This window comes from Methylobacterium sp. WL64 (assembly GCF_008039945.1).
Classification (GTDB): domain Bacteria; phylum Pseudomonadota; class Alphaproteobacteria; order Rhizobiales; family Beijerinckiaceae; genus Methylobacterium.
Map to the genome: position 1 here is coordinate 1 of NZ_VRVA01000030.1, position 15,125 is coordinate 15,125.

A 15,125-nucleotide genomic window follows, 5' to 3' on the forward strand; every position below is an offset into this window, starting at 1 on the left:
GGGGCATTTCCGCACCCCGCCGGGCAGACTACCGCCCGATCTTCACGCCCGTATCCGAGACACGCCCTGCATCGGCACGCCGCCCGGGGCGATGGCGGCTGAGAGCCACCGACGCGGGCATCGCCCCATCCCCCGAGCCCGCCGGTCAGCCACCGGACGGACCCCCGAGGAGCGCCGTGGAGTCACCCCCACACCGCCGAAGGACAGGTGACGGCTAATGAGCACAAAATAGGAACATTGTCAAGAGGCAGCGTAGGGTGCCGATCGGCCTGCACCCGGTCGCGCGCGGTCCCTCGCCCAAGGATCCGCCGTTCTCGAGCGCGTGCTCTGCTCGGATGCGTCGCTGCGCCCGCGATGACGGAAAGGGCCGCGGGGCGCTCCTCACCCCACGCGTTCGAGCCGGCTCGCGAAAAAGCCGTCCAGGCCGCCGCGGGCGCCCGGGACCTCGGGCAGGTGGCACGGCAGGGTGCGCAGGTCCCCGTTGCCGTCGATCATCTCGGCGGCGCCGCCGATCTCCTCCGGCCGCACCGACACGCGCGCGAAGCGGGTGTCCCGGGCCAGGAAGGCGGCGATCTGCGCTTCGCCCTCCTCGGGCTCCAGTGAACAGGTGCAGTAGACCAGCCGGCCGCCCGGGCGCACCAACTCGGCCGCGCTCTGGAGGAGCCTGACCTGGAGCAGCGACAGCCGGATGATGTCGGACTTCGACTTGGTCCAGGCCACGTCGGGGTGGCGCCGGATCGTGCCGGTGGCCGAGCACGGGGCGTCGAGCAGCACCGCGTCGTGGTCCTGGGCCTGGAAGGCCAGGGCGTCGGAGACCGCGATCTCGACGTCGAGGCCGAGGCGGGCGACGTTCTCGCGGAGGCGCTCCAGCCGCGGCGCCGAGCGGTCGACCGCCGTCACCCGCGCGCCGGTGGCAGCGAGCTGCATCGTCTTGCCGCCCGGGGCGGCGCAGAGATCGAGCACCCGGGCGCCCGCCTGCGGGGCGAGCAGCCGCGCCGGGATCGCGGCGGCGGCGTCCTGAACCCACCAGGCGCCCTCCTGGAAGCCCGGCAGGTCGGGAATCGCCGGCCCGTTCTCCGGCAGCCGGAGGGAGCCGGTCGGCAGGCGCACCGCACCGAGCGGCTCGACCCACGCGGCCGCGTCGCCGCGTGGGGTCAGGTCGATCGCCGCCCCGGCGAGATGGGCCTGCGCGATGGCGGCCGCCCGCTCCGGTCCGTAGGCCGCGACCCAGCGGCTCGCCAGCCAGTCCGGCGTGTTGACGGCCAGCGCGTCGGCGGAGGCGGCCAGGATCGCGTCGCGCTCCCGCACGACCCGGCGCAGCACCGCGTTGACCAGGCCGGCCAGATGCGCGGTGCGGTTGTCCCCCTTGGCGAGTCGCACCGCGCAATCGACCGCGGCGTGGTCGGGGACCGCGAGGTCGAGGATCTGGGCCGTCGCGGTGGCGAGCAGCGCGGTGAGCCGCGGCTTGTCGACCGGCAGGCCGCGCTCGAGCCGGGCGGCGAGGGCCGCCCGGATCAGGCCGTAGCGCCGGAAGGTCGCCACCGCGATCGCCCGGGCCAGGCCCGCATCGGCGGGGCTCAGGTTCTCCGTCCGGATCGCCTGGGCCAGGGTCTCCTCGAGGGCCGGGGGGCGCTCCTGGCCGATGATCTCGGCCACCGCATTCAGGGCGGCCCGCCGGGCGCCGAGCCCCGCGGTGTCGGGCGTACCCGTCGATGTGTCGACCGGAATGTTGCGGCCTGTGTCCCGCGATGCCACTTCTACTCCTGAACCCAATGATCCGCTGACACACGCCCTCACACCCGAGCGACCGCGATGCAAGACCCGAACGGACAGGATGCGACCGATGGCGCCGCCGCGGCCCCGCGCAAACTCAGCCCTGCGGCCGAGCGTGCCCTGGCCGAGGCGGCCGAGCGCCGGGCCGCGATCGACGCCCGCGCGGCTGCGATCCGCGCCGCGCCGGAGCATCTCGGCCGCGGTGGCCTGGAGCCGGTGCGCTACCAGGATTGGGAGGTGAAGGGTCTCGCGGTCGATTTCTGAGCCGCCCCCCGACCCTACTCCGCGGGCACGCCCTCGAAGGGCGTCGGCGGCGGCTCGGCCCTGGCCTCCGCCGCGCCCGCCCCGAACCGGCGGTACCAGAGCCCGGTGAGGATCGGCACCAGGATCGACGTGACGATGATGCAGATCGTCACCAGCACCGTGGCGGTCTGCGCCGCCGGGGCGAATTGCGGCGCCACCGCCGCGATCGCCAGCGGGTTGGCGGCGGCCGCCCCGGCGGTGGACGAGGCCGCGAGCCCCGCCGTCCCGGTTCCGCCCCCGATGGCCTTGTCGGCCAGGATCAGCGGTATCCCGGTGAGCACGATGACGGCCAGCGCGAGCACGATCCCGAGTCCGGCGAGGGGCGAGAGCAGGTTGTTGAGATCCACCGTGTTGCCCAGCGCGAAGGCGAAGAACGGGATCATCAGCTGGCCGCCCGGGGCGAACAGGGCGCGCAGTTTCGGATCGAGGTTGCCGAGCAGGAATCCGACCAGGAACGGCAGCACCGCGCCGACGAAGATCTGCGGCTCGAAATGCGCCGCCCCGGAAGCGCCCAGGATGATCATGCTCATCAGCGGGCCGGACTCGATCGAGGTCAGGATGAACGCGCCCGCCTCCTCCCGGCTGCCGTAGGTCTGCATCAGGGAGGCGTAGAGCCCGCCATTGGTCATATCCATCGCGCAGACGATCGCGAGGATCGAGAGGCCCGCGAAGAAGCCGGTCTGGATGCCCTCGGGCGGGATGAACAGCGCAGCCACCAGCACGATCGCCCAGGCCGACAGCAGCTTGGTCAGCACGAGGGTGCCGGACTTGCGCAGGACGGTGCCGGTCGCTTTCAGGCTGACCGACGCGCCCATGCAGAAGAACCAGACCGCCAGGATCGGGATCACCCCGGTCATGATCCCCTGCGTGAAGCCTTTGAAATAGGCCGGCGCTCCCGGCGCGAACGTCTTGCACAGGGCGCCCAGCAGGAGCGGGACCAGCATGAGCCCGCCGGGAATCCTGTCGATCGCCGCCTTGATCTGCATGGCGCGTCCCTCCGGTCGATTCGGCGACGCGCCGGACCCGAACGGATTCGCGGCGTCGCACCGGCCCACGCCTCTGTCGGGCGCCTTGTCGGACCGGTACCGCATCCTGTTGTCGCCCCCGGGAGGCGTCAAGCGGCGACCCAGGCCGAGGCCGCGACACCGGGCGCGGAACGTCGCGGGCCGGGCGCCGTTGGGCTGGTTCACCGACAGGAGACGATGATGGCGACGAAGGTATCGGCCCACGGCGCGGCCGCGGGACCGCACGGCGAGATCACCCTGGCCCGCGGCGAGCGACTCGGCATGCGCATGTGGCGGGCCGAGGAGCCGAACGCCGACAAGCCGATGACGTCCTCGCCCCACGAGACCGTGGGCTACGTCATCAGCGGCCGGGCGGAGCTGGTGGTCGGCGGCGAGACGGTCGCGCTCGCGCCGGGGGATTCCTATTGTGTGCCGGCGGGCGCCGAGCACACCTACCGGATCCTCGAGACCTTCACGTCCGTCGAGGCGACGGCGCCGCCGGCGAAGTAAGGGAAATCCCTCACCGGGTCATGTAGACCTGCGCGCCGACATCGACCCGGGCGTAGAGATCGACCACATCCTGGTTGTACATCCGGATGCACCCGTAGGACGCGTAGGTCCCGACCGAGTTCGGCCGGTTGGTGCCGTGGATCGCGTACTCTCCGCCGGCCAGCGTCATCGCGGCCGCCCCCATCGGGTTGCTGGGCGAGCCGCCCGCGATGACGTTCGGCAGCCGGGGGTTGTCGCGCTTGACCTCGGCCGGCGGCGACCAGGCCGGGGCGACGTACTTGCCGTCGATCGCGGCCGTGCCGAACCATTGCTTGCCGGGCTTGCCCACCGCCACGGGATAGCGGATCGCGGTGCCGTCGCCGTTCACCAGGTAGAGCTTGCGCTGGGACACGCTGATCACCACCGAGCCCGGCGCGACGCCGTTCTGGAACGGCACCACCTCCCGCGCCTGGGCCGCCCCGAAGCAACCCGCCAGCATCGCGCCGGCCAAACCGAATAAAGCCGTCACCCGACCCGACATCCTGGACTTCCTCGACAAGCGTGAGCGTATGCCGGCCAGTAATCCACGGCCGCGCTTGCCGTTCCCTTGAGCGCTATGGTTGACGCTCTGCTTCTCCCGGGAAGTCTTGGGGAGGGTAAAGAAGTAGCCTCAATCGTGAGGCCGGACGGCTCAGCGCTCAAACAACTCGGTGCCGCGGGGGTCTTCCGCCTGCCAGCCGTGGCGCTCCAGTTCCGGGTCGCGATGCTCCTCGACCGGATGGCCGACGCACAGGTAGGCGACGAGCCGCCAGGTCTCCGGCACCGCAAGGATCCCGGCGACGCGGGCGGGCTCCAGGATCGAGACCCAGCCGACCCCGAGTCCGCGCGCCCGCGCCGCCAGCCAGAAGCACTGAACCGCCCCGACCACCGAATAGGCCAGGGTCTCCGGCATGCTGGCGCGGCCGAGGCCGAGGCCGGTCTCGGTGGCGTCGTCGCAGAACACCGCGAGGTGTTCCGGCGCCTCGTTCAGGCCGGCGAGCTTGAGCGCCCGGTAGCGGGCGGCCCGTGCCGCGTCGTAGCCCTCCGCGGCTGCCGCGTTGCAGCGGGAGAAGTCGCTTGCCACGGCAGCGCGCCGGGTCGGGTCGGACACGCGTACGAACCGCCAGGGCCGGCTGTTGCCCACCGACGGCGCCCGGTGCGCCGCGGCCAGGCAGGCGCGCAGGGCGTCCGGGTCCACGGCGTCCGGCCGGAACCGACGCACGTCGCGGCGCCACGCGAACAGCGTGTCGAGGGCCTGGATGAAGCTGACGTCGAAGGCGGGCGGACCCATGATGCGGCTCGCCTTACCTGCATCCGGCGTCAAACGGGAGAACGAAAACACCCCGGCCGCGCATCGGGCCGCGCATCGGGCCGCATGTCGGAGCCGGCAGCGGCCTCTCGGGACGACCCTCCTGCCGGGGCGCGGGACAGGCCACGAAAAAAGGCCGCCCAGAGGGGCGGCCTGAAGTCATTGGGTCTCGAAACCTCGGAGTGCCGAATTCTGGAATCCCGACCGGCGACCGAAGGCTGGGGAGCTGGGTTTCGGCCGCTGGTCCGGCAGGAGCCGGCGAGGTTCAGGCAGTGTTGTGCCAGTGCAACGCGGCCCGGGAAAGGCGGCATTCGGGCGGAACCGTGTTTTTTGTCGCTTGGATGTGTCGTGGGCGACACGGGGTCCCGGCGCGGCCACCCTTGCGGGTCGCGGGCGCGGGGGCCATCATTCGGCACAGCATGGGCACCACGGAGTGACGATGACGGAGCGGACGAGCGCGGAGTCGAGGCCCGAGGAAGCGGCGGGCCATGTCATTCCGTTCCCCGCCCGTGCGGAACCCCCGCAGATCGCCTTCAACCGGGACGAGCTGCGCACGATCTTCAACCTCTACGGCCGGCAGGTCGCGGCGGGCGAGTGGCGCGACTACGCCATGGATTTCCGCCGGGACAAGGCGGTGTTCTCGATCTACCGCCGCGCCTCCGAGATGCCGCTCTACCGGATCGAGAAGGACCCGAAGCTCGCCCGCCGCCAGGGCGCCTACGCGGTGATCGCCGCCAGCGGACTGGTGATGAAGCGCGGGACCGAGCTGGCCCGGGTGCTCGCCGTGCTGGAGCCCCCTCCCCGGGCGGTGTGAGTGTTCCAGGATCGCCTCAGGCGAGGTTCAACCGCTCGACGGTGCTGACGATGTCAGCCTGAACCTCCGGCGGCAGCGGCAGGATCGGCCGTGGTGGTTCGGCGCGGCAGAGGCCGAGATGGTCGGCGAGGGCGTAGACCACCCGCAGGCTCGAATGCGCCTTGAACAGCGTCCAGAGCGGCGCGAGCGCTTCGTTCAACGCCCGGGCCTGCGCGGCGTCGCCGGCCTCGGCGGCGCGCACGATTGCCAGGCAGGTTTTCGGAAACAGGCCGCCGGCCACGCTGAACCAGGCCGTACCGCCCGCGAGCAGCGCCTCGGTCACGTTCCAGTCTCCGCTGAACCCGACCGGAAACTCCGCCGGGACCGCTTCCGTCAGACCGGCAACTCCCGCTTCGGCCGCCGCCGGCTCCGGCGCGGGGCACTTGGCCGCCACGACGCCCGGCAGGCGCGCGATCCGGCCGATCAGCGTCGGCGAGAACTGGAAATGCGTGGTCGCCGGGTTGTCGTAGATCACGAGCGGCAGGCCGCCCTCCCCCGCCACGGCCGCGAAATGCCGATACACCTCGTCGTCGGTGAGCGGCGTGTACGAGACGGGGGCAAGCAGGCCCACGTCGGCCCCCGCGGCCCGGGCCGCCCGAGCGTGCCGGATCGCGTCGTCGGTGCGCAGCGCCCCGATCCCCACCAGAAGCGGCACGCGGCCGGCCACCGCCTCCGCGGCGATCTCGACGACGCGGCGCCGCTCGTCCGGGGACAGGTAGGCGTAGGTCCCGGTGCTGCCGAGCAGGCCGATCGAATCGACCCGTGCATCGACGAGGCGTTCCAGCAGCCGGCACATGGCGGCGGCATCGACGCGGCCGTCCGCGTCGCTCGGGGTGATCGGGAAGGCGGAGAGGCCGGAGATCGGTTGGGGCATGCCGGCATGATAGCCGCCCTCACCTGATCCGCGCAGGCCAAAAAAGAAGCCCCGGCGGTTTCCCGCCGGGGCTTCTGGATCCGGGTTCGTGCAGGACTTAACGGCGGTCGCCGACCAGGCTGAGCAGGAACTGGAACATGTTGATGAAGTCGAGATAGAGGGTCAGGGCGCCGTTCACCGACATCTTGGCCGCCATCTCACCATCGAAGCTGCTGGAGAGATACATCTCCTTGAGCTTTTGGGTGTCGTAGGCGGTCAGGCCCGCGAAGATCAGCACGCCGAGCACCGAGATGGCGAACTGCAGTGCCGACGAGGCGAAGAAGATGTTCACCAGCGAAGCCAGGATGATGCCGATCAGGCCCATCATCAGGAACGAGCCCATGCCCGACAGGCTGCGCTTGGTCGTGTAGCCGTAGAGGCTCAGCGAACCGAACGCCGCCGCCGTGATGAAGAACACCCGCACCACGCTCGCCCCGGTGAAGACCAGGAGGAGCGAGGACATCGAGGCGCCCATCACCGCCGCGAAGGCCCAGAACATCGTCCGGGCCGACGAGGCCGACATCCGGTCCATCCGCATCGAGAAGACGAAGATGAACGCGAGCGGGGCCAGCATCAGAACCCACTTGAGCGGGCTCGTGTAGAGGGTCTGACCGAAGGAGGTCAGGATCGGGCGCGTACCCTGGTAGGACGCAACCGCGGCCATGTTCAGACCGAGGGCGACGAGGCCGGAGATGCCGAGCCCGACGACCATGTTGTTGTAGACGCCGAGCATGAAGGTGCGCAGGCCCTGATCGACATCGACCTGGGTGCCGGCGTACCCGGACGGCTGCTGGGCGCCGTACCGGAAGGGAGAGTTCTCGAATGCCATGGGAGTTTCCTTGCGGAGGCTCTCTCAGCGTGGTGTTTCGGGCGAGGCCCACGCAGGACCTCTGGCGCCAGGCTGGCACCTCGCACAGGAATATGTTGCGCGGCCGCCGCCCGCACAAGTCCCCAGCCACGGTTGCGGGGGCGCTTTTCCGGTGTCGGAGGATGTATTTTTGTCCATGAAGTCAGGGATTAAAACGGATTCCCGCGCTCACGGCCCCGGGTTCGACTGGCGGTTGCCCGGATCGCATCGGGTCGATGTCTCTCCGCCCAAGTCTTAACCATGCGCGGAGACCGGAAGCGGGGCCGCGAAGACCAGCGGTCAGAGCGCGCACCGCCGAAATGGGTACCGGTCCGGCGTCAGCGAGTGCGACTAATCAAGGCTCTAGATCTGCCGGAGATACGGCGCCGGCTTCTGGCCGAGGATGCGCCACGTGCCGGCCAGCCCGAGCAGGATCGCCAGCGCCACCGCGGCGGTCGCCGCCACAAGCGCGCCGGACAGGTCGAGGCGGAAGTCGAGGTGCATGACCTTCGCGACGATCACCCAGCCGGCGAGGCTGCCGGCGGCGAGGCCGAATACGGCCGTGGCGAGCCCCAGGGCGGCGTACTCGATGGCGTAGGCGCTGAGTAGCCGTGTCCGGCTGGCGCCCAGGACCTTCAGCACCACGGCGTCGTAGAGGCGGGCCCGGTGGCCGGCCGCAATGGCCCCGGCCAGCACGAACAGGCTCGCCAGCACCGCCACCGCGCTCGCCCCGCGGATCGCCAGGACCAGGCGGCCGACGAGGTCGCCGATCGCGTCGAGCGCGTCCTTCACACGCACGGCGCTCACCGACGGGAACGTCTTGGCGACGTCGCGCAGGATGCGGTTCTCGGCGCCGGCATCGGTACCGCCGGGCAGCGACAGGGTCGCGAGATCCGAGTGGGGGGCGCCCCGGAAGGTGCCGGGCGAGAACACCATGACGAAGTTGATGCCGAGGTTGCGCCACTCCACCCGGCGCAGGTTGAAGATCGTCGCGGTCAGGTCGCGCCCGAGCACGTTGACGGTGACGGTGTCGCCGACCTTCAGCCCGAGCTGGCGCGCGAGGTCCGCCTCGAACGAGACCAGCGGCTTGGCCCCCTGCTCGGCGCTCCACCACGCCCCCTCGGTGAGGGTCGAGCCTTCCGGCACCGTGTCGCCGTAGGTGATGCCCCGGTCGCCGTCGAGGACCCAGGCGGCGTCCTCCGGGGGGCGGATCTTGTTGGCCGGCACGCCGTTCAGGGCGACGATCCGGCCGCGCATCATCGGCACGTCCTCGATCTTGCCGTTGGGGGCCGAGCGCGCCAGGAACGCGCGGAATTCGGCGGCGTCGCGGGACGGGATATCGAGGAAGAACAGGTTCGGCGCACGCGCCGGCAGGGTCGCGCTGATCGTCCGGCGGACGTTGGCGTCGATCAGGCTGAGGGTGACCAGCAGGGTCACGCCGAGCCCGAGGGACAGCACGATGGCGGGGGTCAGCGCGCCCGGCCGGTGGAGGTTCGCCAGCGCCATCCGGGGCGCCGGCCAGCGCGGATGCGGCAGGCGGCGGGCGAGCGCCATCAGGCCGAGCGCCACCCCGTGCAGCAGCGCGAACGCGATAGCGGCGGCCGCGATGAAGATCAGGGCCACGCGCCGGTCGAACGCCGTGCCGACCGCCAGGCCGACCAGGGCGGCGAGGCTGAGGGCCAGCCAGATCCGGTAGCGCCAGCGCGGGCTGACCCGGGCAGGATCGACCGTGTCGCGGAACAAGCCCGAGACCGGCACGTCGTGGGCACGGCCGAGCGGCGTGATCGCGAACGCGAAGGCGGTCAGCAGCCCGTAGGCGGCGGCGAGCAGCAATTCCCCGGGCGCCAGCGTCGGGTTCAGGGGCAGCGGCAGGTCGGCGGAGAACAGCGCATCCAGGACGAACGGCAGGCTCGCACCGACCGCGAGGCCGATCGCCGTGCCGATGCCCGCGATCAGCATCACCTGGGTCAGGTAGAGGGCGACCACCTGCGAGCCCGGGGCGCCGACGCTCTTGAGCGTCGCGATCGAGGGCCGCTTGCGCTCCACGAAGGCGTGGACCGCGTTGCCGACGCCCACGCCCCCGACGATCAGCGCCGTCAGTCCCACCAGGGTCAGGAACTGGGTGAAGCGCTCGATGCTCTTGGCGAAGCGCGGGTCGGCGTTGCCGCGAGACCGGATCTCCCAGCCGGCCTCCGGAGTCGCGGTTCGGATCCGCACCTGCGCGGCGTCGAGGTCCGGGTCCCGGGCGGCGTCTTTCGGCAGGACGATCCGGTAGCTCCAGCGGTTGAGGCTGCCCGGCTGGACGAGGCCGGTGGCGCGCAGCGTCGGCTCCGAGATCATCAGCCGCGGGCCGAAGCCGATGCCGCCGGCGATCTTGTCGGGCTCGGAGGTAAGCGTGCCGCGGATCACGACCGGGTGCCCGGCGAGCGCGATCCGGTCGCCGACCTTGACGTCGAGGCGGGTGAGCAGGGCCGGGTCCGCGAGGGCGCCGGGCGTCCCGTCGCGTTCCGCCAGCAGGTCGGCGAGCCGGCCCGGCGGATCTGTGACGAGTTCGCCGGCCGCCGGGTAGGTCGCGGGATCGACGGCCTTCAGCTCCACCAGCGCGGCTTCGCCACCGGCCGCCACCGCCATGGCACGCAGGGACGCCACGGCGTCGACCGTGCCCTCGCGCGACAGGGCCTGCCGCTCCGCGTCGGTCGCCTCGCGGTTGATCAGGTTGTAGGCGAGGTCGCCCCCGAGGATCCGCCGCCCCTCCCGGCCGAAACCGTCGGAGAGCGAGCGCGAGATCGACGCCACGCCGGCGATCGCCGCGACGCCGAGCGCGATGCAGGCGAGGAACACCCCGAAGCCGGACAGGCCCGCGCGCAATTCGCGCACGGCCAGACGCAGGGTGAGCGGGATGCGCCGAGGCGCGGGCTCGGGATGCGAGATCGTGCCGTGCATCAGGCGCTCACCGCCTCCTCGACCCGGCCGGAGCGCAGGCGCACGGTGCGGTCGCACAGGCGGGCGAGGCCGTTGTCGTGGGTGACCAGCACCAGGGTGGCGCCCCGGTCGCGCTTCAGCCGGAACAGCAGGTCCACGATCTGCCGGCCGGTGGCCTCGTCGAGGTTGCCGGTGGGCTCGTCGGCCACCAGGATCGCCGGATCGGGGGCGACTGCCCGGGCGATGGCGACGCGCTGCTGCTCGCCCCCGGAGAGCTGGGCCGGATAATGGTGCAGCCGGTGCCCGAGGCCGACCGCCTCCAGCTCGGCGCGGGCCCGCTCCAGGGCGCCGGGCCGGTCGGCGAGCTCGAGCGGCAGCGCGACGTTCTCCAGCGCGGTCATGGTCGGAACGAGGTGGAAGGCCTGGAACACGATTCCGATCCGCCGGCCCCGGAACCGGGCGAGCGCGTCCTCGTCGAGGCGGGCGAGGTCGGTGTCCTCGATCACCACGCCGCCGGAATCGGGTCGCTCCAGCCCGGCCATGACCATCAGCAGCGTCGACTTGCCCGAGCCCGAGGGGCCGACCAGCCCGACCGCTTCGCCGCGATCGACGGTGAGCGAGATTCCGCGCAGGACGTGGACCCGGGCGGCACCGCGTCCCAAGCTGAGATCGATGTCGGACAACGCGATCGCCGGCTCGCGCAGCACCTTGCCGTTGCTCACCGGGCGGCCGATCTGTGGGCGATGACGAGCATGGCGCGCGAGGTCCTGACTTGGCTGCTGACTTGGCCGCTGACGTGGCGACGAACTTGGCGGCACCGCCCGTTGATGCACCGCGATATGGGGGGCGCATTGGGGCTACGCCATGACGGCGCCGGCCGCGTGCGGCGGGCCGCCCTGTTTGTCGCAGCGCTAGCGGGTCTGATATTCCCTTTCATGACAGCGACTCACGCCGCCACCACCGGCCCGGTCAAGCTCGTCGCCCTCGGGGACAGCCTCACCGCCGGCTACCGCCTGCCATCCGACGCAGCCTTCCCGACCGTGCTGGAGCGCCTGCTCAAGGCCAAGGGCGCGGACGTGACCGTCGCCAATGCCGGCGTCTCCGGCGACACCGCCACGGGCGGCCTCGACCGGGTCGACTGGTCGGTGCCGGACGGGACCGCCGGGGTGATCCTGGAACTCGGCGCCAACGACATGCTGCGCGGCACCGACCCGAAGGTCACCGAGGGGGCGCTCGCGGCGATCATCGAGCGGTTGCAGGCCAGGGGGATCCCGGTGCTGCTCGCCGGCATGCAGGCCGCCCCCAATCTCGGGCCGGACTACAAGGCGCGGTTCGACGCGATCTACCCGACCCTGGCCAAGCGCTACGGGCTGACCCTCTACCCGTTCTTCCTCGACGGGATCATCGGCGACCGGGCCCAGCACCTCGACGACGGGCTGCACCCGAACCGGCAGGGCGTCGAGACCATCGCGGCCCAGATCCTCCCCACGGTCGAGACTTTCTTGGGCGGCCTCCGGCAGGGGGCGTCGCGGTAATGCCGCGCCTGTTCACAGGGCTCGCGATCCCGACGGAGATTGCCGAGGCGCTGCGGATCTACCGGGGCGGCCTGCCCGGCGCGCGCTGGATCGAGCCCGGCGACTACCACGTCACCCTGCGGTTCCTCGGCGATGTCGAGGTGCCCGCGGCCGAGGACGTGCTGGAGGCGATGGCCGAGATGCGGGTGCGCCCCGCCCTCACGGTGACCCTCGACGGGCTCGGAATCTTCGGAGGCGACAGGCCGCGGGCCCTCTACGCGTCGGTGGCACCGAGCCCGGAGCTGATCGACCTCCAGGCCGAGCAGGAGCGGCTGGTGCGGCGCACCGGCATCGCGCCCGAACGCAGGAAGTTCACACCCCACGTCACCCTGGCCCGCCTCAAGCGCGACGCCAGCCCGGAGGCGGTGGCGATGTATCTCTCCCAGGCTCCGGCCTTCGCGCCCCTGGCCTTCACCGCCGACCGGGTGACCATGTTCTCGGCCAAGGAATCGACCGGGGGCGGGCCGTACCTCGCGGAGGCTGAGTTTCCGTTCGTCTAACGCCCGCAGTCCAACCCACCACCTCAGGATGAGGGCGTTGGGTTGGATGCCCGGACTGGACCTACAGCCGCCGCAGCGCCACGCTCTCGATCCGGTGGCTCGCGCCCTTGGTCAGGATCAGGCTCGCCCGCTGTCGGGTCGGTAAGATGTTCTCGCGCAGGTTCGGCAGGTTGATCGTGGTCCAGAGCCGGTCGGCGATGTCCAGCGCCTCGGTCTCCGGCACCTCGGCGTATTTCCGGAAGTACGAGCGCGGGTCCCGGAACGCGGTCTGGCGCAGCTTCATGAACCGGGTGACGTACCAGCGGTGCAGGTCGTCCTCGTGGCCGTCGAGATAGATCGAGAAGTCGAAGAAGTCGGAGACGAACGGGATCGCGGTGCCGTCCCGCGGCAGGCGGGCGGGCTGGAGCACGTTCAGGCCCTCGACGATCAGGATGTCGGGGCTCTCGACCACCCGCTCCTCCCCCGGCACCCGGTCGTAGACCAAGTGGGAGTAGAGCGGTGCGGTCACGCGCTTGTGCCCGGCCTTCACGTCGTGGAGGAAGCGCAGCAGCGAGGCGGTGTCGTAGCTCTCCGGGAACCCCTTGCGCTCCATGATGCCGTTGGCGGTGAGCGCGGCGTTGGGGAGCAGGAAGCCGTCGGTGGTGACGAGGTCGACCTTCGGGGTGTTGGGCCAGCGGGCCAGCAGCGCGGCCAGGATGCGGGCGGTGGTCGACTTGCCCACCGCCACCGATCCGGCCAGGCCGATGATGTAGGGGGCCTTGGTCTCGCGCTCGGCCAGCAGGAAGCGCTGCGTCGCCTTGAACAGCCCCTGCGTCGCCGCGACGTAGAGCGAGAGCAGCCGCGACAGCGGCAGGTAGATCGCCACCACCTCCTCGACCGAGATCGGGTCGTTGATCGACTGCAGCCGCTCGATGTCCTCGGCCTTCAGGGTCAGCGGCGTGTCGGCGCGCAGCTGCGCCCATTCCTCGCGGCTGAACCGGCGATACGGCGAGAGCCGATCCGATCCGTCGAGGATCGCCTCGACGGAGCCCGGCAGCGCGGCCGCGTTCACGCGGGCTGCCTCGCGGCCTTCTCGGCGATCCCGCTCTGGGCGGTGCGGCGTTCCAGCTCCGCCATCACGGCGTCGAGCTCGACGCCGCCGGCGCGGAGCAGAACAACCAGGTGGTAGAGAACGTCCGCGGCCTCGTTCCGGAGGCCGGTCTTGTCGCCCTGCACGGCCGCGATGGCCGCCTCCACGGCCTCCTCGCCGAGCTTCTTCGCCGCCTTCGCTGGGCCTTCCGACAGGAGCTTGGCCGTGTAGGAGGTCTCCGGGTCGGTCCCGGCGCGGCTCGCGACGAGCTTGGCGAGGTCGTCGAGCGTGTAGGCGGTCATGACGCGATCTGCATGTGAGGTCGTCTGTAGAGCAACGTCCTGGATATCCGATCCGGTACGATGCGCCAGCGTTTGATGGTGCATCATCGTTCCCCGAAAGCCGGCAACCGCCGCTCGGGATGATGCTTGAAGGTCCGGCCGAGGCCGTATTCGGCAGGAAACTGCGCTGCAGCCGCCCGGCGATCAAGCCGCGCGGGTGAAAGCGCCCCGGCTTTGTCGGGCTTATGCGGGGTCGAAATCGATCCGGGGACGGTGCTCAGCCGTTCGGCAGGTGCCGGGCCAGCGATTCCAGCACGGCCATGCGCACCGCCACCCCCATCTCGACCTGCTCGCGGATCAAGGACTGCGCGCCGTCTGCGATCTCCGAGGAGATCTCGACCCCGCGGTTCATCGGACCCGGATGCATCACCAGGGCGTCCGGTTTGGCGAGCGCCAGCTTCTCGCCGTCCAGGCCGAAGTACCGGAAATACTCTTTCACGGAGGGCACGAACGAGCCGTTCATGCGCTCGCGCTGGAGGCGCAGCATCATCACGATGTCGCAGCCGTCCAGGCCCTTGCGCATGTCCGTGAAGGTCTCGACGCCGAACCGCTCGATTCCCGCGGGCAGCAGCGTCGAGGGCGCGATCAGGCGGACCCGGGCGCCCATCGCCTGCAGCAGGATGATGTTCGAGCGCGCCACCCGCGAGTGCAGGACGTCGCCGCAGATCGCGACCTGAAGCCCTTCGATCCGGCCCTTGTTGCGGCGGATCGTCAGCGCGTCGAGCAGCGCCTGGGTCGGATGCTCGTGCGCCCCGTCGCCGGCATTCACCACCGCGCAATCGACCTTGCGGGCGAGCAGATGCACCGCACCGGCCGATTCGTGGCGCACCACGATGATGTCCGGCCGCATGGCGTTCAGCGTCGCCGCGGTGTCGATCAGGGTCTCGCCCTTCTTCACCGAGGACGAGGCCACCGACATGTTCATCACGTCGGCGCCGAGTCGCTTGCCGGCGAGTTCGAACGACGACTGCGTCCGGGTGGAGGGCTCGAAGAACAGGTTGATCTGCGTGCGGCCCCGCAGGGTCGTGCGCTTCTTCTCCACCTGCCGCGAGATGTCGACGGCGGCGTCGGCGGCGTCGAGCAGCCCCTCGATGTCGGGGCGGGTCAGGCCCTCGATGCCGAGGAGATGCCGGTGCGGGAAGGCCGGGGGCGCGGGGCTCGTCATGATGAGACCGGGGTGTAGGTCCGG

Annotated in this window: 16 protein-coding genes; 5 read left to right on the forward strand and 11 right to left on the reverse strand. The window is 71.1% G+C overall.

Annotation, left to right across the window (positions count from 1 at the left end; genetic code table 11):
* Positions 1-381: 381 nt before the first annotated feature.
* Positions 382-1,755, reverse strand: coding sequence for an RsmB/NOP family class I SAM-dependent RNA methyltransferase (locus FV242_RS14885; protein ID WP_246692714.1), 1,374 nt, complete (start codon positions 1,753-1,755; stop codon positions 382-384).
* A 57-nt stretch (positions 1,756-1,812) separates the two neighbouring features.
* Between FV242_RS14885 and FV242_RS14890 the strand changes: the two genes are divergently transcribed.
* The gene (locus tag FV242_RS14890) at positions 1,813-2,037 is read left to right on the forward strand and encodes a DUF1674 domain-containing protein (RefSeq protein WP_147897031.1); all 225 of its coding nucleotides are present in this window, start codon (positions 1,813-1,815) and stop codon (positions 2,035-2,037) included.
* Between the two features lie 14 nt (positions 2,038-2,051).
* Here FV242_RS14890 and FV242_RS14895 read toward each other — a convergent pair whose 3' ends face one another.
* Complete coding sequence (locus FV242_RS14895) at positions 2,052-3,062, reverse strand: 2-keto-3-deoxygluconate permease (RefSeq protein WP_147907942.1); 1,011 nt, start codon at positions 3,060-3,062, stop codon at positions 2,052-2,054.
* A gap of 219 nt (positions 3,063-3,281) precedes the next feature.
* On the opposite strand from FV242_RS14895, the gene FV242_RS14900 reads away from it, so the two are divergent.
* Positions 3,282-3,590 carry a cupin domain-containing protein gene (locus FV242_RS14900; RefSeq protein ID WP_147856879.1) on the forward strand — a complete coding sequence of 103 codons (309 nt, stop codon included), beginning with the start codon at positions 3,282-3,284 and terminating at the stop codon, positions 3,588-3,590.
* A 10-nt stretch (positions 3,591-3,600) separates the two neighbouring features.
* Here the strand turns inward: FV242_RS14900 and FV242_RS14905 are convergent, their stop codons facing one another.
* Both FV242_RS14905 and bluB read right to left on the reverse strand, forming a co-directional pair.
* Positions 3,601-4,110 (reverse strand): L,D-transpeptidase, encoded by a 510-nt coding sequence (locus FV242_RS14905; RefSeq protein ID WP_147907943.1) that lies wholly within the window; start codon positions 4,108-4,110, stop codon positions 3,601-3,603.
* Between the two features lie 150 nt (positions 4,111-4,260).
* Positions 4,261-4,899 carry a 5,6-dimethylbenzimidazole synthase gene (gene bluB, locus FV242_RS14910; protein WP_187278428.1) on the reverse strand — a complete coding sequence of 213 codons (639 nt, stop codon included), beginning with the start codon at positions 4,897-4,899 and terminating at the stop codon, positions 4,261-4,263.
* 457 nt (positions 4,900-5,356) lie between these two features.
* Between bluB and FV242_RS14915 the strand changes: the two genes are divergently transcribed.
* Entirely contained in the window at positions 5,357-5,731 is a 375-nt protein-coding gene (locus FV242_RS14915; RefSeq protein ID WP_147857607.1) for a DUF2794 domain-containing protein, read from the forward strand.
* Positions 5,732-5,747: 16 nt separating this feature from the next.
* Here FV242_RS14915 and FV242_RS14920 read toward each other — a convergent pair whose 3' ends face one another.
* The 4 genes from FV242_RS14920 to FV242_RS14935 form a co-directional block, all read right to left on the reverse strand.
* Positions 5,748-6,644, reverse strand: coding sequence for a dihydrodipicolinate synthase family protein (locus FV242_RS14920; RefSeq protein WP_147939459.1), 897 nt, complete (start codon positions 6,642-6,644; stop codon positions 5,748-5,750).
* A gap of 97 nt (positions 6,645-6,741) precedes the next feature.
* Positions 6,742-7,512: a Bax inhibitor-1/YccA family protein gene (locus FV242_RS14925; protein ID WP_147907945.1), complete on the reverse strand. Its 771-nt coding sequence runs from the start codon at positions 7,510-7,512 to the stop codon at positions 6,742-6,744.
* Between the two features lie 381 nt (positions 7,513-7,893).
* Positions 7,894-10,473 carry an ABC transporter permease gene (locus tag FV242_RS14930; protein ID WP_147939460.1) on the reverse strand — a complete coding sequence of 860 codons (2,580 nt, stop codon included), beginning with the start codon at positions 10,471-10,473 and terminating at the stop codon, positions 7,894-7,896.
* On the reverse strand, positions 10,473-11,156 hold the full coding sequence (locus tag FV242_RS14935) for an ABC transporter ATP-binding protein (protein ID WP_147907994.1): 684 nt from the start codon (positions 11,154-11,156) through the stop codon (positions 10,473-10,475). The genes FV242_RS14930 and FV242_RS14935 overlap by 1 nt, the downstream gene beginning before the upstream one ends.
* A gap of 231 nt (positions 11,157-11,387) precedes the next feature.
* Between FV242_RS14935 and FV242_RS14940 the strand changes: the two genes are divergently transcribed.
* The gene (locus tag FV242_RS14940; RefSeq protein ID WP_147939461.1) at positions 11,388-11,987 is read left to right on the forward strand and encodes an arylesterase; all 600 of its coding nucleotides are present in this window, start codon (positions 11,388-11,390) and stop codon (positions 11,985-11,987) included.
* The gene (gene thpR, locus FV242_RS14945; RefSeq protein ID WP_147907948.1) at positions 11,987-12,526 is read left to right on the forward strand and encodes an RNA 2',3'-cyclic phosphodiesterase; all 540 of its coding nucleotides are present in this window, start codon (positions 11,987-11,989) and stop codon (positions 12,524-12,526) included. Before FV242_RS14940 ends, thpR begins: the two co-directional genes overlap by 1 nt.
* A 61-nt stretch (positions 12,527-12,587) precedes the next feature.
* Here the strand turns inward: thpR and coaA are convergent, their stop codons facing one another.
* The 3 genes from coaA to FV242_RS14960 form a co-directional block, all read right to left on the reverse strand.
* Complete coding sequence (gene coaA, locus FV242_RS14950) at positions 12,588-13,577, reverse strand: type I pantothenate kinase (RefSeq protein ID WP_147907949.1); 990 nt, start codon at positions 13,575-13,577, stop codon at positions 12,588-12,590.
* On the reverse strand, positions 13,574-13,897 hold the full coding sequence (locus FV242_RS14955) for a phosphoribosyl-ATP diphosphatase (protein ID WP_147907950.1): 324 nt from the start codon (positions 13,895-13,897) through the stop codon (positions 13,574-13,576). The genes coaA and FV242_RS14955 overlap by 4 nt, the downstream gene beginning before the upstream one ends.
* A 256-nt stretch (positions 13,898-14,153) precedes the next feature.
* Positions 14,154-15,101 (reverse strand): aspartate carbamoyltransferase catalytic subunit, encoded by a 948-nt coding sequence (locus tag FV242_RS14960; RefSeq protein ID WP_147907951.1) that lies wholly within the window; start codon positions 15,099-15,101, stop codon positions 14,154-14,156.
* Positions 15,102-15,125: the final 24 nt, after the last annotated feature.